The organism is Phascolarctobacterium succinatutens CAG:287 (genome assembly GCF_000434895.1).
Taxonomy (GTDB): Bacteria; Bacillota; Negativicutes; order Acidaminococcales; family Acidaminococcaceae; genus Phascolarctobacterium_A; species Phascolarctobacterium_A succinatutens_A.
Genome location: NZ_FR892758.1, coordinates 17,071 through 36,033, shown reverse-complemented (window position 1 = coordinate 36,033; position 18,963 = coordinate 17,071). Strand labels below are relative to the sequence as shown.

Here is an 18,963-nt window from a genome sequence, read left to right as displayed (position 1 = left end):
CTAGCATCGCCATATATACTAATTACTTTAGCCGTTATATCTAATTTATTATAAAAATTGTTTCCCAAATTATCTTTAACAAAATTATATTTTTGGCTATCGTTATCAATCAGATCGTGCTTAGCACCTGAAACATTAGCTATAAGATCATTATTACTATGAATTAGTAATACTCCAGCGGCAGTTATACCTCCTATAAACGTGAAACTATAAATCTTAGGATCCTTCATTAATTCATAACTCATTTTTAAACCAGCAGACATTTCTAATACATTCCCGACCGTATCATAAACATACTGGCCAGCTTTTTCATGGTGATCATCACTAATTACAGTATCTTTACCAAGAAGCGATTCTCTTTTTGATGTCACATTGTGATCTTCTAAGGAGATTTCCTTATACGGCATTAATGCTCCTATACTGTCTTCTTTCATATAGCTCACCATTAGGCTGAACATAATATATACTTCCATCAGAGAATTTTATTCTATCCCCAGGCTTTATATTCGCTACAGCTTCTACTAAATCTCTGCTATATCCTACCATCCAGTCTTTTGTATCAGCTCTTAATTCCACATCATTGCCATTCTTGTCAACTCCAACGACTTCTTTGAAAATCTCATATTCGTTTAAATCTCCAACTTTTCCTGTTAATTGAAGCTTATCTTTATTTTTTTCATACCATTCTCTGTTTTGTAGTACAGAAATGACACTATATTTAAAATCAACTTTTTCTTTAGCTTTATCTTTTTGTTCAGGTGTTAGCATATCATCTTTATCAATAGCAGCTAATTCCTCTTCATATTTCTTCTGTTGCTCATGCGTCAAATAGTTATTCTTCGTACCGCTAGAAGCAGTAGCTGCTCCCATCTGCGCATTATCAGATGCAACCTAAGCTACTACGCCACCAATAAGAGCACTTGCCCATTGATGCATTGCAGGATTATCCTTGAACATATCGTCAATTTATTAAGATTCTCTGATTATTGTTCAGTATTTTAACTCGACCTCCAAATACAAAAAAGCAAAATGCCTATAATAATAAAAGTAAATACATTGCGTAATATTCTTAATGTTTTAACGCTAATATATATTTCTCTTTTTTTATTTCTTACCAAATCTTCTACGTAGAAAGACATCAAAATAATAGAAAAATTAAATATGAAAAATATATAAGTTAACAAAAAATCGTTTTCAGAGACAAATGAACAATACAAAAATAAAGCCATCATAGATGCAAACAAGAAATTACTCACAATATAAATTACATATTTCCATACTGAAGTAAAATCTTCTCTTTTATACTTTCTGCTTTCTGCAATAGTAGAAAGTATTGTTATTATAAAGAATAAAGATATTATTATAAAATCCATCTCACGAAACCCCTCTTTTTATCACTGAATATATTTTGTCTTTATCAGTTTCAATGACACGCTTCTATATTCTCTACTACCTCAAATGCAGGCTCTTAAATTACTTTCATGCTATTTTTCATTGATTAAAGCAAAATAGTTTCACCAGCACTTACTAATTAACAAATTAATATTAGAGCAAGCTATTATTAATTTTTCAAGCAACCTATACAAAATTGCTGTTTTTTCAATTAAAATGCATCAATAACATACACCTGAAGCTAATTCATTTTTTAGCTAATATACAAAACTCTCCTTTATTCTCTTACCCAACATTTTACACTGCTTAGACTAAATTTAGCAAGCACAATGTGGTTTGACGTTTATTAGTAAAATACATACCAAATATAATATCCAGTTACTATATATATCAACCAAACCAACAACATTGATGCCAATATAAAAGCAATAGAACACCAATAGCTCTTATTTACATTATCAACTAAGCCATATGTATATATCCCATTATACATGGACATAAAAATATTAGTAAGCGCAAATGCTAATACCTTTATAGGAAAGTAGTGCTGCCATAATGGCGCTAGTCTATTAGAAGAATAATATGAGCCTAATATATATATACAAAGCACATATACCGCAATATGAATCTTGTATGTTTTTATCTTATTGATTATTCTCTTCATAACAGTAATCCTTATTCAAACAATTCATTGATGCCGTTCACAACAATTTTTTGACCATCAATCTCTTCTAGATATTCATCTATCCATGTAAATTTATAGCCATATTTCGGAGCATAAAGCACGAAACGTTTAATTTTAAAACTGTTCTCTTCCTCAGGTAAAATAAAAGCCTCCAAACGACTGCTTTGCTGCTGCGATTTAGCCATAGACTGACTAACGCGATGCTGCAAATCCTGTTCAGCGCGTTTGGAAGCTTGCTCCTGCTCTTTAGGTGTGCAAATGCATTATACAATCTACCGAGTACTTTCTACCGAGTACTTTTATTTTATCTTTTTAAATAATCTTTTCGTATTCGCCGTAGCAATTGCCGCCAGCTCTTCAAAATCCATTCCCAGCACCTGCGCCGCATTACGCGCCGTATATTCCGTATATCTGGGATTATTGCGCTTGCCGCGGAACGGTACCGGTGTAAGATAAGGGCTGTCGGTTTCAAACAGCAGCAGCTCCTTAGGAATATACTGCATAACCTCACGCACTTTCTGCGCATTCTTATAGGTAGACGTACCGCCGAAGCCAAAGTAATAGCCGCGTTTAGCCAGCTCCTTCGCCATCTCCAGCGAGCCGCTGAAGCAGTGGAACACTGCCTGTACGCCATGCACTTCCTTCTGGAACAGCTCCAGCATATCGCCGTGCGCATCCCTGTCATGAATAATCACCGGCAAATCAAACTGCTTAGCCAGATCAATTTGCTCTAAGAAAATACGCTTCTGTACCTCCTTAGGCTCGTTTTCCTTCCAGTAATAATCAAGACCGATTTCACCGATTGCCACAACCTTCGGGTGCTGTGCCCACTCTGCCAGCTGCTGCAGATAATCAGCAGGAATGCCCTTTAAATTCTCGGGGTGCCAGCCAACCGCCGCATAAATAAACGGATATTTTTCCGCCAGCTCCACAGCTACAGCACTGCTGGCAGCATCACAGCCGGGATTGACGATACCGTCCATATCCTGCTCCAGTTGGGCAATCAGCTGCTCTCTGTCCTCATTAAAAGCTTCGTCATCTAAATGGGCATGCGAATCCCACAAACCAGTTCTGCTCATAATCTACCTCACATTCACAAAAAAGTTCAGATACAGCTGCAAAAACAGCAGCATGCTGAACAAAATATAACGGAAAACCGCCGCCTTACGCGAATAATATTCGCAGCCCGGCAGATAAAATTCCTTGGGATTTTGCGGATTATAAATAATTTTACGCGGCAGCTTCAGCGTAAAGCCACGCTCCAGCACGTCGCCACTCTTTTCCTTCGTTCCCTTGGCTTCGTTCAAGGCCTCGCTGTATTCCTTATCACCGACTTTATAGGTAAAAACCGGACACAGCTGCTTGCCACGGCTCCAGCTGCTCTTGTAGCCGGTAATCACCGCGCGCACCTCTTCAGTGCAAAGATTGCTCAGCTTAGGGAAATAATTCTTCGTAAAAATGCAGACAATGCCATATAAATAAATCAGCAGCGCCAGCTTCAGCGTCCAGGCCATACCCTTGAACATGTAGAAGTCATAACCGGGATAATGCTGTCCCAGCCATGCATGCGGCAGGATGTAAGGCACCATACTGCTGAGCAGCACTAAAATCATACTGATGCCTATAAAAATATACGGTCGCCAGAACAAGCGCGAAAAAAGCTTTTCGGACACTGATAAGTCCCCCTTCCAAAACAAAAGACAATATGTTAATAGACGAAGAGCAGGCACTCCTCATCCGCTAAAACGTATCAGAGTGACTGCTCTAAATCTCAGAGTGCGTCAAGCACTTTTTTATTTTACACGACTGCCGGAAGCAAGATTTTGCGGGTCGACAAGAGCAAGATTGCCCTGTCCATCGGAAGCACACAGCAGCATGCCGAAGGATTCGATACCCATCAGCTTAGCCGGTGCCAGGTTTGCTACAACAACAACGTTTTTGCCTACCATCTGTTCAGGCTCATAGTATTGGGAGATGCCGCTGACAATAGTGCGTACCTCATTACCGATTTCTACCTGCAGCTTGAGCAGCTTTTTGGATTTTTTAACCTTTTCTGCTTCCAGAACCTTGCCTACGCGCAGGTCAATCTTCTCGAAGTCAGGGAAAGCGATTTCCGGTTTAATCGGCTCCATAGCAGGCTTTGCTTCTTCTGCCGGAGCAGGTGCGGGAGCTGCAGCCTTATGCTCATAGCGTTTGCCGCCGATGATGGTTGCGCCGTCTTCGGTAACCTCGATACGCGGATACAGAGGCTCGCCCTTGCAAACCTTAGTGCCGTTTGCCAGACCGCCCCACTCAGCATCTGCCAGCAGGAACTGCTCAGGCACGGCCAGGCCAAGCTGGGTGTAAATTTTCGGGCTGGTGGTCGGGATGTACGGGCTGATTAAAATAGCTACGATACGCAGGGTTTCAGCCAGGTTATACATAACAGTCTTCAGACGATCAGCCTTAGTATCGTCCTTAGCCAAAATCCACGGAGCGGTTTCGTCGATATATTTGTTGGCGCGGCTGATTAAAGCCCATACGCCTTTAATTGCAGTGTTGATTTCCATGTTGTCCATAGCCTTAACATAGTTAGCTACGGTTTCTTTAACGAGAGCCTTCAGCTCATCATCAATCGGCTCGTTGGCACCGGTATCGGCAACAATACCGCCATGATATTTTTCAATCATGCTGACGGTTCTGTGCAGCAGGTTTCCCAGATCGTTGGCCAAATCTGCATTTACACGGGTAATCAGTGCATCACGGGAGAAGTTGCCGTCGCTGCCCAGGTTGATTTCGCGCAGCAGGAAGTAGCGGATAGCATCAGCGCCGAACTCATCAATCAGGCCCAGCGGGTCGATAACATTGCCCTTGGATTTGGACATTTTATCGCCGTCAACTACGAGCCAGCCATGACCGTAAACCTCTTGCGGCATTTCCAGACCCATAGCGTGCAACATGATTGGCCAGATAATGGTATGGAAGCGTACGATTTCCTTGCCTACCAGGTGCAGGCTTGCCGGCCAGTATTTATGGAAGAAGGCATCATCGGTGCCGTATTTAATGCCGGTCAGATAGTTCAGCAGAGCGTCGAACCATACATAAACAACATGTTTTTTGTCAAACGGAACAGGAATACCCCAGTCAAAGGTGGTACGGGTAATGCACAAATCCTCCAGACCTTGCTTAACGAAATTAATCATCTCGTTGCGGCGGCTTGCCGGTTGGATAAAGTCCGGATGCTCTTCGATGAATTGCAGCCACCAATCCTGGTATTTGCTCATTTTAAAGAAGTAGCTTTCCTCTTCCATCTCCTCTACCGGACGATGACAGTCGGGGCAGCAGTGGTTTTCATCCAGCTGACGCTCCAGCCAGTAGGATTCGCAGGGTACGCAGTACAGGCCCTTGTAATTTTTCTTATAGATATCGCCCTGCTCATAAATTTTTTGCAGTGCGTCCTGAACTACCTTGTGATGACGCTCCTGGCTGGTGCGGATAAAGTCATTGTTGGAGATATTCAGCTCTTTCCACAGCAGCTTGAAGTTAGCAATAATTGCATCTACATACTGAATCGGGGTTACGCCTTTTTCCTTAGCCTTACGTTGGATTTTCAGACCGTGCTCGTCACTGCCGGTCAGGAAGAATACATCTTCACCCTTCAAACGGTGAAAGCGTGCCAGGCTGTCAGCGATAGTTGTGCAATAGGCATGGCCTATATGCAGATTGTCACTCGGATAATAAATTGGTGTTGTAATATAATAACTCGGTTTAGTCATTGTCAGACCCATCTCCTTCAGAAATTAGTTGATTATATAGCTCCCGTTTGGGAATTTTACGTTTTTTTGCTACCTGCGCCAAGGCAGCCTTCTTATCTACACCATCAGCCATCAGCTTGCGCACCTCGTCAAGAGGTTCAAGCTCCTCCTCGGCTGCAGCGAAAGCACCGTCACCGGCACCAAGCACCAGGCAGAACTCTCCGCGCGGCGAATTGGCCTCCAGCCATTCCAGACAGCCGCTGACCGTACCGCGGTAGAATTCCTCATGCAGCTTCGTCAGCTCGCGTGCTGCCGCCAAAGGACGGTCGCCCCACGCAGACAGGATATCCTTCAGCACCTCCACAATCCTGTGCGGTGCTTCGTAAAGAATAATCGTCGCAGGAATATGCTGCCATTGCTCCAGCTGCTCGCGTCTGTTACGCTTACTCTTTGGTAAAAAACCGCCGAAGAAAAACGGATACGTCGGCAGACCGCTGGCAATCAAAGCACATAAAGCAGCGTTGGCACCTGGTACAGGCACCACTCTGATACCATGAGCAATCGCATCATGCGCCAAAGCTTCACCGGGATCAGCAATTCCCGGAAAACCTGCGTCGCTTACAAGAGCAACATTTTTGCCTTCCAGCAGCTGGCCTAAAAGATATTCGCCCTGCTTATCCTTGCTGTGCTCATCATAACGCACCAGGCGTCCTTTGATGTTGAAGTGATTTAAAAGCTGCAGCGTATGACGTGTATCCTCCGCCGCAATCAAATCTGCTTCCTGCAGCATCCGCAAAGCGCGCGGTGTCATATCCTCAAGATTACCGATAGGTGTAGCGCATAAATAAAGTGTTCCATATATATTGTTTTGCTCTGCTGTCACAGCTCCGCCTCCTATCATTTAACGGTGGTCAGCAGGTGCAGTACATACTAACCCATAATATATTAATTTTATCACACACAGCGTGATAAATAAAGAAAAAACGCGTAACTTTCGTTACGCGTTCAGCTTATCAGTAAACAGCTCGGCCGGATTTCCAACCGGGTGTAAATGTAGACTCGATAGCAGCGCATTTATTATTATAGCTGTCTGCCAACCAGGAAGGATAATCAAAATACCAGGTATTCCAATATTCATCGTTAATAAAGCACTTTTTGTAGTAAATCCTGTCATTTTCCAGATAGGAAATAACATACCAGTCATCGCCTTTAGCCTTATAAGCAGCAGACGGATGATTTTGGATATCCATATCATATTCATCGGCAAGCGTCATGCCCATATTATGACCGCCGCTGACAGTAAAGCTGGAGCCGTATTCATCCTTAAAAACACAGCCATCGCCGTTAGTGCTCTCGAAGGCCTGATTGAAGTTTGCCGGAAGATTAATCGCAAAAGCAAATCTGTCATTGATATAGCGATAATAATCAGGATTATCCGTTGTAAATACTCTGACGTACTCTGCTGTTCCCTCACTGGGCTCATACCATTGGTTCTTTAAGAAAACAGCACTCGCCGCCGATACGGTAGCAGTAAAAATAAACATCAGCATCGACAGAAGCAGCAAGATTTTTTTCATAGCATTCACCATCCTTAAATGTATTCTCTGTACTTTAATTGTAACCTGCGCAGGAATTTTTGTCGAGATAAATTCTCATAGTAAAAATATTTCAAGCACGTAATTACTATGTAGTTCAGCGGAATATTTTTCTGCATTATTTTCAGTCAACAGGTGTATATTTCTTTTCCAGCAGACGCACAAAATAATGGTAGGCTGCAAAAACGAAGACTGCACAGCTGATCCAAGCAATCGGCTCCGCCATACAGATGCCCTCATAGCCAAAGGGCACACTGAGATATATCGCCGCGATAGAACGCATTATCAGTTCAACCACACCCGAAAGCATAGGAATCATGCTGACACCCATGCCTTGGCAGGCATTACGGTAAATAAAAATCTGGCTGAGGAAGAAGTAAACAGGCACGGTATACAAGATATAAAGATGTGCGGACTCCATAACTGTCGGTGACGGATTATCCAGGAAGATTCCGATAACCTCTTCGCCGAAAGCAAAGACCACAACCGCCGCAAACAAGCTGAAGGCCAGCGTCAGCAGCGAGCAGCAGTGCACCGCATCACGGATGCGGTCAAAGCGGCGAGCACCGAAATTCTGCGCCGTAAATACAGCCATAGCAATACCGAAGGAAATCATCGGCTGCAGCGCCAGCTGCTCCACGCGCATTGCCGTAGTAAAGCCGGCAATCTGGTCACTGCCGAATTTATTGCAGACTGACTGCAAAATAATAATGCCCAAGCCCAAAACCGAAAACTGCACTGCCATCGGCAAGCCCATACGCAGATGCGCCCACAGCTCCGGCCAGTCTAAATTGAAATCACTGCGATGAATATGCAGCTGCGGAAAGCGCTTGTAAATATAAATTACGCACAGCACTGCGGAAAAAGCCTGGGCAATAACCAAGGCAAACGCACTTCCCGGTACACCCCAGCCAAAGCTGATGATGAAAACAAGCGCTAAAATAATATTCACTATCGAAGAAATAATGAGAAAGTACAGCGGCGTTTTACTGTCACCAAGTGAACGCATAATACCCGACAAAAGATTATAAGCCATCATCGCCAGCAAACCGTCGACGATAATCATTACATAGGCATAGGCATCCTCCATCAGCTCCGGCGGAATATTCATCATCACCAGCATCGGGTCGATAACCAAATGCATAATACCCATAATAAGAAAGACGAAAAATATACTCAATACAACGCAGGTAGCAATGCTGCGGCGCATTCCCTGCATATCCTGCGCACCGTAGCGCTGGCCCGTAACAACAGTAAAGCCGTTACTGAGACCAATCGTCAGCACCATCGTGAGCATAAACAGCGGCGACACCGCACCTACGGCAGCCAAAGCATTCACACCAATCGTCCGCCCGACAATAATAATATCGGCAATATTATACAGCTGCTGAAAAACATTTCCTATCAGAAGCGGCACCATAAAGGGAATAATCAGCTTTAATGGTGCGCCTTCAGTCATATTCTGAAGCATAAAAAAAGAACCTCCTTTAGCTGCTCTCTCCCAAGCAGCAGTATCAGTCCGATATTACAATATATATCACTGACTTATCAGTCAAAATATAGCACAATCAGGAAAAAAATACAAGACGTGCAGCAACACACGTCTTGTAAAATCTTATTCCATAACAACTCTGTTGGTAATTTTCCCGATTCCTTCGATTTCAATGGTGATTTCATCACCCTCATTTAAGAGCCCGGCACCAACCGGAGTACCTGTCAAAATCAGATCACCGGCATCCAATGTAAAGCTCTGAGAGATGTAGCTCAAGATTTCATAGGGATTATAAATCATATTGCTCGTGCGCGCATCCTGCTTAAGCACACCGTTGACATAAGAGCGGATGGATAAATCGCTGGGATCCAGCTCCGTTTCCAGCCACGGTCCCAAGGGACAGAAGGTATCAAAGGATTTACAGCGCAGCCACTGGCGCTCCTTGCGCTGCAGGTCGCGGGCCGTAACATCATTAGCACAGGTATAACCCAAAATATATTTAGGTACATCTTCTGCCTTAACATTCTTCATCCTCTTTTTCACGACAATACCCAATTCCGCGCCAAAGGCCAGCTCCTGCACCTGCTTCGGCCAGATGATATCCGCACCTGTACCGACAACGGTATGCGCAGCCTTAGAAAAAATACTCGGCTCGCGCGGAATTTCTACACCGAATTCTGCCGCATGCTTCTGGTAATTAAAGCTGACGCAGATAATCTGCTTCGGTACGCAGGGTGCCAGCAAGCGTACATCACGCATAGCAAAGGTTTCATCCGTTATCTGCCAGTATGTTTCCAAGGAACCATATACGCAACGGATAACATCGCCGTCAATAAAGCCTATACGCTTGTTGCCTGTCCGCAAATCCTCAAAACGCACGCATTTCATTTTAACCCCTCCATAATCTGCATCCTTCTCGCTTTAAAATAAACAGGTGTCAGTTCTGCCTGCGCTGCCAACGCCAGCGCCTCCTGCAATCTGCGCCCTACATGCTCCTTATAATGGGCGTCACTGCCAAGAGTGCAGTATTTGCCGCCAAGCTCACGGTAACGCTTGTACAGCGGCAGCAAGCCTGCTACCGCAGCAGCATCATCCAGGCGACGTGTATTGATTTCGATAGGCTTATTCTGCTCAATCAAAAGTAAAAACAGCTTATCGAATAATTCCGGTGCATCCTGCAGGCGCAGCTCACGCTCCGCTCCCTTATACGGCCAATAACGGCAGATATAGTCAATATGCGCAAACGCATCAAAATCTCGCTCCTGTTCCAGGCAGGTAATCGCATCATGCAAAAATTCTTCTACAATCTGCTGACGTGTGCGTCCCTTGTAGCAAGTCTGCTCGTATAAATCACGTCCGCCGATGCAATGGATAGAGGCCAGCACATAGTCAAACGGATGAGCCTGTGCCACCTTTTTATCCTCAGCTGCAGTATGTGTCTGCATGCCGATTTCAATGCCTATCAGCACCTTGTCGCTGCTCAGCGGCTGCAGACGCGCAAAATATTCGTCTATATCAAAGGTAAATGCTTCCGGATTAGTCGGATAATCATAATCCCAATGCTCTGTAATCGTTATACCAATTCCCTGCTCAGCTGCTGCGCCGATGGCATCAGCAAATTTCATTTCGCTGTCGCAGGAATAATCGCAGTGCATATGTGTATCATATATCATTTAGTGTACCTTCCTTCCGTAAATTATATTGTATCAAATTGCAATAAAAAAGCAACGGGGAAAGGCAGGATTTTTTGCTTAGTTAACGAGAAAATTACAAAGAAGTTAGCAGAGAGTAATCTCAAAGAAAAATTAAATTGTTCTTTGAGATTTTCTGAAGAGCTCTCTGCAAAATTCAATGTATCTTATACCTCGCCGTCGTCCATGATTCCCAGCTTACGCTTCCAGTAGCGGGAATAAATAGCGCCCAACGGATTGTGGGCCAGCAAACGGTCCTTAACTACCAGATTCGTTACCGGACCTTCGGCATTCATATTGAAAATAGCATCGTGTCCAACGCACAGGCCACAGGAAATGTACAGCTCAACGCCCTTTTCTGCCAAAAACTTAGCCTGGAATTTAGGATTGCACATTGCTTCATGCTCCAGCTCCGGCTTAACCTGCTTCAGTCCCAGCTCTTTTTTGGGGAAGCTGCAGTTTTTGCAGCATACGCTGTAAAACTCAAAGCCCTGCTGCTTAAAATATTTAGCAATATAACGTGCTTCCGCATTCAGACCGATACAGAAGGACATGCCCAGCTTTTTGTAGCCCATAGCTTTGGCAAACTCCGCAGTTTCCTGCAGACGGCAGATGTTACTGTAGAACGTGCCTTCAACGTAGGCAGCAGCCTGCATGAGCTTCAATTCTTCCTCGGTATAGGCTTCCTTGACAGCCTCCAGGGGCACGCCTGTGCAGTTAACACCCTTGGTGTAGCAGGCATGTGTAGGACAATTAGCGCAATCACATTTCATTTTACTTTTCTCCTTTCGCCAATAACCTTGTTAAGCCTATTGTAGCACAAACAGCAGACATATTAAAAGAGCTGCCACACTTTTTCGTGCAGCAGCTCCGGTAAAGCTAAAATATGAAATTAGAATTTACGTTGGTAGGAAATAGAAGCAATCTTGGTAAAGCTGTCGTAAGCATGAGCGCTCTTATAAGCATCGGTAGCATGACCTGCAAAATCCAGATTGCCGACATCCATCCAGCCCAAAGCAACAGCAACGGTCTGTTTCTTATCGTTGTAACGAGCACCGATGGAATAGGTACGACGCAGACCGGTCGGAACCATGAAGTCACCGCCATTGTAAGGAATAGAAGATTCATCGAAAGCAAAGCCTGCCATAGCTGCATACTTATCGCTGAAGTTGTGTTCTAAACCGATAGCATAACGCCAGCCGTTGGACCAGTTTTTAGCAGAAGGAGAGCTTTCTGCTATACCAGTAATACCTACAAGCGATTTATCAAAATAAACATTCAAAGCATCATAGGTACTCCAGTTGGTACGAGTAGCTTTCAATTCCAGACGGGTTTTCTTGTCAAATTTATGGTTGTAACCGATATCCCAGCTGTCCGGCAGAGTTACCACACCATAAGCGTTGCCGAAAACGTCACCGCCACCCATTAAATCGGGTTTTGTATTATAACCTTTTAAATCTGCTTCTAAAGAATGCTTAATACGGCTGCGATAAACTACACCGATTTCGTTTTTATCATCAAAGGCATAGTTGGCAGCAGCATTCCAGCCCAAAGCATAGCTTTCGCCTTCAATCTGAGTAGTGCCGTCGATAGTAGCAATCTTGGTTCCCACAGGCATTTTCATCTGCAGGTTTTTCTGCAGCTCCAGACCGACATAGTTGATTTCCGCACCAACTGCTGCGCTCCATTTTTTGTCGAACTTGTGCGCATAGGTCGGAGTAACGCTGACACCGTTCAGCTTAGAGAAAAATGCATTAGTAGATGCCTTGCTGGCACGCTCAAACTCGGATACCATGGCAAAGCGCGGGAAAGCGCCGATGCCGAACCATTCTTTATCATTAATCTGCCTTACGTAGTAGCTGCCTACTGCCCAACCGGCATGAACAACGTTTTTGCCGTCCTCAATTTCTTTGCCTGCACCATCATACAGCTTATAGTTGCCGTGCGGGCTCAGATAAGTGTAGCTGCTCTTCATTACCTCACCCTTTACTTTGGTGATAGAAGCAGGGTTGTAAGCCACGTTTGCAGCATCGTCCTCAGCAAACATACGCGCACCACCCATAGCAACGCCTTCAGCAGACCATTCGTTAATAGCAAAGCCTTCAGCGCCTGCTACCTGGGGTGCCAGCAGAGCTGCAGCTAAGCCTAAAGCTAAAAAGTTTTTATTCATATAAGTACATCCCTTCTCACATTTTTATTACCTGCTACTAATTGTAACAGATTCGTGAAAAGTGCGTACAAAATCTTTTAATCGCTCGTTTTAATTATTTAATTAAACTTTGAAAAGAACCCTTTTCATCCGGCTCCTCACCGGCAGCCTTCGCTGCCTCGCGACGGGCAAAATTGCGCTCCTGCAGGCGGCGTACATCCTCCAGCGTCGGCACATTATCCTTTTCCCACGGCTGGTACTGAATCGTGGTGCAGTGATGATACATCGCATATCTTTCCTTAGCATCTGCTGCCGCCTCCGCCTCAGCAAGAGCCTTCTTGGCAGCCTCGTTCACAGGGAAGGATTTGTAGGCATCTGCCAAAAGCAGCGCAGCCTTAGCATAATCGCCCTGCTCCGCCATGCTTTCCGCAATAAACTTCAGTGCGTGGAAACGGTACGGATTAACACCTTCCACAGCCTTTTCCGCCTCCAGCATTGCTCTCGCCTCGCTCAATGCAGCATCCTCGGCGCCGCAGGAGCGCTCCAGCTCCAGTCTGCGCGCCCAAATAGCGCCACGATCTGCACTGCGGAAAACCTTTTTGTATTCACGGCACAGTCTGTAGGCTTCATTCAAATAAATAATCGGTGCATCACCGGTACCGGTCAAGCGCCAAATGATTTCTGCAATATCACGCAGGCACAGTACCTTATGCTCCGCCTCACTGAGTCCGAACTCCGGTGCATCCTCCATATCAGGCTGCACATCCTTTACGGTTGCCAGCACCGCCATAGCTCCCTCGATATCCTTTAAAATCATCAGCATACGTCCTACGTTGCTGCGGCATTTCCAATCATCATAATCGTTTATCAGATTCAACGGTATAGGGTAATCACAGCTTGCTACCTTCTGTACATAACCTTGCCATTCCTGTTTTTCCATTTCAGTATCCTCCTCAATCTGTTATATATTCTATTCAAATTATCTGCGTTGCCGCTGTCTTTGTCAAGCGTCAACCTGTACAGGAGTAATAATATTAATGCTTATATGTTATCTGTCATAGCTTATCAATCTTTTATATTCCATTTGGTTATAATGTAAATGCTTAATCGCTATTTGACTATAAAATTTAAAGTAGTACAATAACTCTACTAGAGAGAAAGAAGATGTATAAAGCTATGAGTTTTCCCCTATTATTACGTGGCTTCGTGGTTCTGGGCGTCATGCTGATGCACACCACCTGGTACTTCAGCCACGCTCACGCGGAATCATGGGTCACTATTTCCGAAATGCTGCTGGATATTATTTCCCTCTTTGCCGTACCCCTGGTAATGTTTGTTTCGGGATATATGTTCATCAGCCACAATCGCCATGCCGATTATTATAAGTGGTCCTTCTTCCGCAGAATGTTCCTGTCGGTGCTTTCGCCGTATTTGCTGTTTTCGCTATTGTATTTGGGCGGTGCCTGGTTTTTCAGCAATGCCAGCTTCACGCTTAAGCAGGCAGCTTATCTTATTATCACCGGCAGCAGCGCTGTTCACATGGCCTTTTTCCGGGCGTTATTTGGTTTTTATGCTATCTATCCGTTGCTATTGCGTTATTTTAACCGTTGCCGCTTGCATCACAGGCTGCACCGCTTTATTATTCAGGTAATCCTGCTGCAGCTGTTCTGGAAAATCTGCAACAATATCAGCTGCAGCAATCAGGCAGTTATCCTAACGCTGGAGATTACCACCTTTCTGCGTTATATCGCCTACTTCTCCTTCGGTATGCTGGCTTATATCTACCATAAAAAAATGCTGCGCTGGATTGACACCCATCACGTTCTTTTGATGACAGGCTTCATCCTGAATCTGATTTTAATCGGCGGCTGCTGGTTTGCTAAATACTACCTGCATATCCTGCCGCTGCTGGAATTTGTCTGCTTCCCGCTCAATCTGTTTTTGTACAGCATCATCATCGCTATGCTCTTCCGTTACGCCTGTACTCTGGAATCGCAGGACAGCCTCAGCAAGCGCTTTATGATGTATCTGGGCAACTATTCCTTCGGTTTATTCTTGATTCACATAATCTACATGTATGTCGGCAGCGAGCTGCTTACACTGCTGCATATGTCACCGCAGCAGCTCTGCTTTTATCCGCTGCTCTTCATCATTATGCTCAGCCTCAGCCTGCTGACCATGGAAGCACTGGCGCGTGTTTCCTGGGGCCATTATTTCATCGGCCATGTAAGCCGTCTGTAAAAAGTTTTCTTCTTATTCCCCATATATTGTAAAACACCACTTGCGTTTGCAGGTGGTGTTTTTGCTTATATCCTCAAATCAAAATCTCTTCTTGTACGCCTCTCCCCAGTCACGCATGGCCTCCAAAACAGGCTGCAGACTGTAACCAAGCTCAGTAAGCGTATATTCAACACGCGGCGGCACCTCAGCATAAACCTTGCGCGTCAGCAGACCGCTGGCTTCCATTTGGCGTAACTGCGACGTCAGCACCTTTTGACTGACTCCGTTTAAAGATTTTTTCAATTCGCCAAAGCGCTTTGTTCCCGTCAAAAGGTCACGTAAAATCAGCACCTTCCATTTATCACTGATTAAGGTCAGTGTAGTTTCTACCGGACAAGCCGGTAAAGCATCACTCATTTCATGCAACATTTACAATCACTCCTTCAGCTCCTTGCTGTATATCCACGTCTCCTGTGCGCCTAACTGCGGCAGAATATTATTCGTAAAATGCGCCGCTTCGCTATAGCCACGCTTGCGGTAATATTCATAATCGCAGGTAGCATCCGCCCATAAATAGAGCTTTTTGACACCTTTTTTCTGCGCAATCGCTTCCACCTTATGCAACAGCTTGCTGCCAACACCGCTTTTCATGCTCAAAAACAGGCACAGCAGCAAATCCTCCGGATTTGCCAACGCCCTCACCTTTTGTCCGTTATAAGACAAATAGCGCAGATAATCATAAACAAGATCCTGTTCCTCGCACTCAAAATGCTGCAGGCTTTGCTTTAACCAGGATTGGGAATTGTCACGCTCACTCAAGGGCGCCGCCAGCAAAAAGCCCTGCATGCCGTCTTCATCAGTCATTTTTAAAGAAAAGGCCTCACTGCGATAATAATAACGTACCATCGCCTCGTACAGCACATCCTTCAAGCCATCATTAGTCAGCGCCATCTCATCACCCCATGTCAGCTTAGTGAGATGGGAGGCATAGGAAATATCCTGCGGGGTAAAATTTGATAACATTTATGCTTCTCCACTTCAATAATCGAATTACAACACTTGTACAATCAGTTTTTTAGTGTCTTAAACATTCTTTTTAACTCTATTTTAAGCTATCCTCATGAAATATGCAATCAGTGCAGATTTCATGAGGATAAAATATGCAACTACTGCATATTTCATGAGGATAATAGAAAAACAGCTTCATCAAGATTATATAATTGCAGCCATGTACAAAGGTAAAGTAATCTTTTTCTCAACAACACCGGTATTTTGTGCTGTGAGCTTATAACCTCTTTCGATATTATCCATTTTAAGCAGCTCATTTAATGAACGTGTCGAGCCCTTCCTGGCTTTCACTTCTACAGGTACAAGCTTACAATCCCGTTCTAAGATAAATTCAATTTCTAAGGTTGAATCCTCTTTTTTATAGTAATAAAGCTCTTCTCCCCTTTTTGCTAAAATATCGGCAACAAGACTTTCATAAATGCCACCTTTCGCCGGTCCCTCCAACGCATCTGACAACAAAGCAATTTTCAACTGATAACCATACATAGCTACCAAAAGACCTATGTCGCAAAGATAAACTCTAAATTGATTTTCCTTGACATACGCTTTCAATGGGAACCAAGGTGAATTCACATTATAAGCAAAATCAATTAATCCGGCATTATGGAGCCAATCTAAGCTACTGGTAAATTTTCTTGCTGTCGCCTTTTTCTCAACAACAGAATACTGAAATTTATGGTTTTCTTTGCTTAACTGACGCGGGATAGACAGAAAACACTGCTTAGCCTTAATTTTATCCTGATTCAGCGCGTATTTAGCAATATCATCCTGATAATCACGCAAAATTTTTTCCTGTAACAGATGTACCTGGTAAAAATCCTTCGTTGCAATATATGTATCAACTACCTCAGGCAGTCCACCAACTACCATATATTCCTGCAGATACTTGTTTAAAGAATTATGCATAGCTTCCGGAACTCGTTTTACTCCGTCTATATATGGTGCCAGCATCTCCTTGAGATTTACTTCTACACCAAGCGCCCAAAGAAACTCTTCAAAATCAAGAGTCCGCATAATTAGCTGCTGTTCATATCCTACAGGTATAGAAACCTCATTTTTGTAATCTATGCCCAGCAATGAGCCGGAGGCAATACAATCAAAACGTCCATCCTGCGTCCAAAATTTCAAGGAAGTTCTGGCGTTAGGTGCATCCTGAATTTCATCCAAAAACAAAAGCGTTTCACCGGGAATAAATTGGCACCCCGGCATACTAAGTTTAATTTGCTGAACCATGCTATCAACATCAAGATTTCCGGAAAAGACTGCCTGCATATCAGGTCGCTCAATAAAATTTATCTCTATAAAATTTTTATATTCCCGCTTACCAAACTCTCTGACAATATATGTTTTACCACACTGCCTAACACCACGTAATAACACAGCGTCTTTTTTGCCTGTACTGTTTTTCCACGCTAAAAGCTTATCATATATTTTTCTACGTAACATTTTAATTGCTCACTCCCCTCTCTAAATTACTCTCATTCTAGCATATCCTCATGAAATATGCAATCAGTGCAGATTTCATGAGGATAAAATATGCAACTACTGCATATTTCATGAGGATAATAAAAAACAGCTTCATCAAGCTTAAAGCCATCAGGGGCTACTTCCCTGTGGGACTTTAAGTCTTAATAAAGCTGTCTTGGATTTAAACACAATATTTTTTCTATATTAGGGTTCTCCTCCGATTTTTTATATAAAATGCCCTACATTTACATATCCGTTTCGACTACTATTAGTATATCAAAAGTAAAATATTTTTAATGATTTATTTTTATAAATATTCTACAGCTTATTATTTAATACGTGACATCTGCATCTAAGTTTCTTTCAAGATATGCGCGTACAATTTTTTTCATATCAATGGCATATTCACTGACATCAGCAATACTTAGATTACCATTAATGTATTTATCTACATCTTTTAAAGCTAAATCGTAGTCTTCTCCATTAATAATTCTTCGTATTGTCACATTGCCAATATCATTATAGGGATAATTTTCCGCTATGCTCAAGGCTTCCATTAAAGCACTAACTCTGGGATAAGTCTTCTTAACTTCACTAGGTCTAGGCAAGCCAAATTTATCCGCTTCCACATCTTCTTTCTTTTCATCTATCTCTCCAGTAAATATTAATCTGTTATATTTATGCCACATATCATATAGCTGAAAATATTTTGCTAACCCAGGAATTTTATCCAACTTATCATAATAACTATTAATAAAACTCTGTCGCTCTTTTAAATACACTAATACTTCGTTTTTTCTTTTAACAAATATATCCTTGCGCTCATTTAACACATATTGATTTCTTCCTAAAGTAACATATTCGCATCCATCTTCTAAAGAATATGTCATATGAAAGTGCTCGACCAACTCCTTTGTCGTTGCTGTTGCTAAATCTATACTATATTTTTCATAATCTGATAAATGTGATGTTTCCTCATTATTATATTTTCTTTGATAGATTTTCACTATTACCCAAAAAACACCTACCCACAGCAAAACAAAGGTACATAAAAAGGCAAAAGCATATAAAAAAGTATAATATTACCATATGCCAATAAAGGCAACTACACAAATAAAAATACTCACCAGAATAAATTTAACCAATCCATCTAACTCCCACGCAGGCTCATTATTACTGCCTTGTCCAGCTTTTTCCAAGCCCATTAAGGCTCCTTTAGCTAAATTATTACCATTCGTAGCTGCTTTCTCCAAATAAATCTTATAGTTTTTTTCTTCTTGCGCTTCAATAATCTTATCCACTAAATCATTTAGTACACTTGTATTGCCATAGTCATATAATTTCTTTAGTGTAATTAGCGGTTCTAAATCTATTTCTTTTATTCCATCATAATAAATGCCTCTTGCTCTATCGTGATAATGCCACGGTATTTTCTTTTTCATATGCAATCACTCCTACATAATATTACTC

General features: G+C 43.0%; 20 protein-coding genes. 1 reads left to right on the top strand and 19 read right to left on the bottom strand.

The genetic code is table 11. The features are described 5' to 3' along the window. The 14 genes from BN587_RS01730 to BN587_RS01660 form a co-directional block, all read right to left on the bottom strand. The coding region (locus tag BN587_RS01730; protein ID WP_303684779.1) for a hypothetical protein at nt 1-434 on the bottom strand (434 nt) is incomplete at its 3' end. Next, nucleotides 397-870 (bottom strand): hypothetical protein, encoded by a 474-nt coding sequence (locus BN587_RS01725; protein WP_021719425.1) that lies wholly within the window; start codon nt 868-870, stop codon nt 397-399. The genes BN587_RS01730 and BN587_RS01725, both read right to left, overlap by 38 nt. 1,197 nt (nt 871-2,067) lie before the next feature. Next, nucleotides 2,068-2,262, bottom strand: coding sequence for a hypothetical protein (locus BN587_RS01715; protein WP_044483927.1), 195 nt, complete (start codon nt 2,260-2,262; stop codon nt 2,068-2,070). 114 nt (nt 2,263-2,376) lie between these two features. Then, nucleotides 2,377-3,156, bottom strand: a complete 780-nt coding sequence (locus tag BN587_RS01710; protein WP_021719421.1) for a TatD family hydrolase — start codon at nt 3,154-3,156, stop codon at nt 2,377-2,379. Nucleotides 3,157-3,159: 3 nt separating this feature from the next. Then, a complete protein-coding gene (locus tag BN587_RS01705; RefSeq protein ID WP_021719420.1) occupies nt 3,160-3,750 on the bottom strand; it encodes a hypothetical protein in 591 nt (196 codons plus the stop codon). Between the two features lie 120 nt (nt 3,751-3,870). Further along, a complete protein-coding gene (gene metG / locus BN587_RS01700; protein ID WP_021719419.1) occupies nt 3,871-5,832 on the bottom strand; it encodes a methionine--tRNA ligase in 1,962 nt (653 codons plus the stop codon). Beyond that, a complete protein-coding gene (gene rsmI, locus BN587_RS01695) occupies nt 5,825-6,712 on the bottom strand; it encodes a 16S rRNA (cytidine(1402)-2'-O)-methyltransferase (protein WP_044483926.1) in 888 nt (295 codons plus the stop codon). The genes metG and rsmI overlap by 8 nt, the downstream gene beginning before the upstream one ends. A gap of 112 nt (nt 6,713-6,824) precedes the next feature. Further along, nucleotides 6,825-7,388 carry a hypothetical protein gene (locus tag BN587_RS01690; protein WP_021719417.1) on the bottom strand — a complete coding sequence of 188 codons (564 nt, stop codon included), beginning with the start codon at nt 7,386-7,388 and terminating at the stop codon, nt 6,825-6,827. A 142-nt stretch (nt 7,389-7,530) separates the two neighbouring features. Next, nucleotides 7,531-8,877, bottom strand: coding sequence for an MATE family efflux transporter (locus tag BN587_RS01685; RefSeq protein ID WP_021719416.1), 1,347 nt, complete (start codon nt 8,875-8,877; stop codon nt 7,531-7,533). Between the two features lie 144 nt (nt 8,878-9,021). Then, nucleotides 9,022-9,786 (bottom strand): fumarylacetoacetate hydrolase family protein, encoded by a 765-nt coding sequence (locus BN587_RS01680; RefSeq protein ID WP_021719415.1) that lies wholly within the window; start codon nt 9,784-9,786, stop codon nt 9,022-9,024. Next, on the bottom strand, nt 9,783-10,571 hold the full coding sequence (locus BN587_RS01675) for a histidinol-phosphatase HisJ family protein (protein ID WP_021719414.1): 789 nt from the start codon (nt 10,569-10,571) through the stop codon (nt 9,783-9,785). The genes BN587_RS01680 and BN587_RS01675 overlap by 4 nt, the downstream gene beginning before the upstream one ends. A gap of 185 nt (nt 10,572-10,756) precedes the next feature. After that, a complete protein-coding gene (locus BN587_RS01670; protein ID WP_021719413.1) occupies nt 10,757-11,362 on the bottom strand; it encodes a DUF1847 domain-containing protein in 606 nt (201 codons plus the stop codon). A 119-nt stretch (nt 11,363-11,481) separates the two neighbouring features. Beyond that, nucleotides 11,482-12,759, bottom strand: coding sequence for an OmpP1/FadL family transporter (locus BN587_RS01665; RefSeq protein WP_021719412.1), 1,278 nt, complete (start codon nt 12,757-12,759; stop codon nt 11,482-11,484). Nucleotides 12,760-12,853: 94 nt separating this feature from the next. After that, nucleotides 12,854-13,678, bottom strand: coding sequence for a hypothetical protein (locus BN587_RS01660; RefSeq protein ID WP_021719411.1), 825 nt, complete (start codon nt 13,676-13,678; stop codon nt 12,854-12,856). A gap of 236 nt (nt 13,679-13,914) precedes the next feature. Between BN587_RS01660 and BN587_RS01655 the strand changes: the two genes are divergently transcribed. Further along, a complete protein-coding gene (locus BN587_RS01655; protein ID WP_210685220.1) occupies nt 13,915-14,979 on the top strand; it encodes an acyltransferase family protein in 1,065 nt (354 codons plus the stop codon). A 78-nt stretch (nt 14,980-15,057) separates the two neighbouring features. Here the strand turns inward: BN587_RS01655 and BN587_RS01650 are convergent, their stop codons facing one another. The 5 genes from BN587_RS01650 to BN587_RS01630 all read right to left on the bottom strand — a co-directional run bounded on the left by BN587_RS01650 (nt 15,058) and on the right by BN587_RS01630 (nt 18,935). After that, nucleotides 15,058-15,387: a winged helix-turn-helix transcriptional regulator gene (locus BN587_RS01650; RefSeq protein WP_021719409.1), complete on the bottom strand. Its 330-nt coding sequence runs from the start codon at nt 15,385-15,387 to the stop codon at nt 15,058-15,060. A 6-nt stretch (nt 15,388-15,393) separates the two neighbouring features. Then, complete coding sequence (locus BN587_RS01645; RefSeq protein WP_021719408.1) at nt 15,394-15,981, bottom strand: GNAT family N-acetyltransferase; 588 nt, start codon at nt 15,979-15,981, stop codon at nt 15,394-15,396. Between the two features lie 189 nt (nt 15,982-16,170). Next, the gene (locus BN587_RS01640) at nt 16,171-17,472 is read right to left on the bottom strand and encodes an ATP-binding protein (RefSeq protein ID WP_021719407.1); all 1,302 of its coding nucleotides are present in this window, start codon (nt 17,470-17,472) and stop codon (nt 16,171-16,173) included. Nucleotides 17,473-17,825: 353 nt separating this feature from the next. Continuing rightward, nucleotides 17,826-18,500: a hypothetical protein gene (locus BN587_RS01635; RefSeq protein WP_303684778.1), complete on the bottom strand. Its 675-nt coding sequence runs from the start codon at nt 18,498-18,500 to the stop codon at nt 17,826-17,828. A 75-nt stretch (nt 18,501-18,575) separates the two neighbouring features. Continuing rightward, on the bottom strand, nt 18,576-18,935 hold the full coding sequence (locus BN587_RS01630) for a hypothetical protein (protein ID WP_021719405.1): 360 nt from the start codon (nt 18,933-18,935) through the stop codon (nt 18,576-18,578). Nucleotides 18,936-18,963 lie beyond the last annotated feature (28 nt).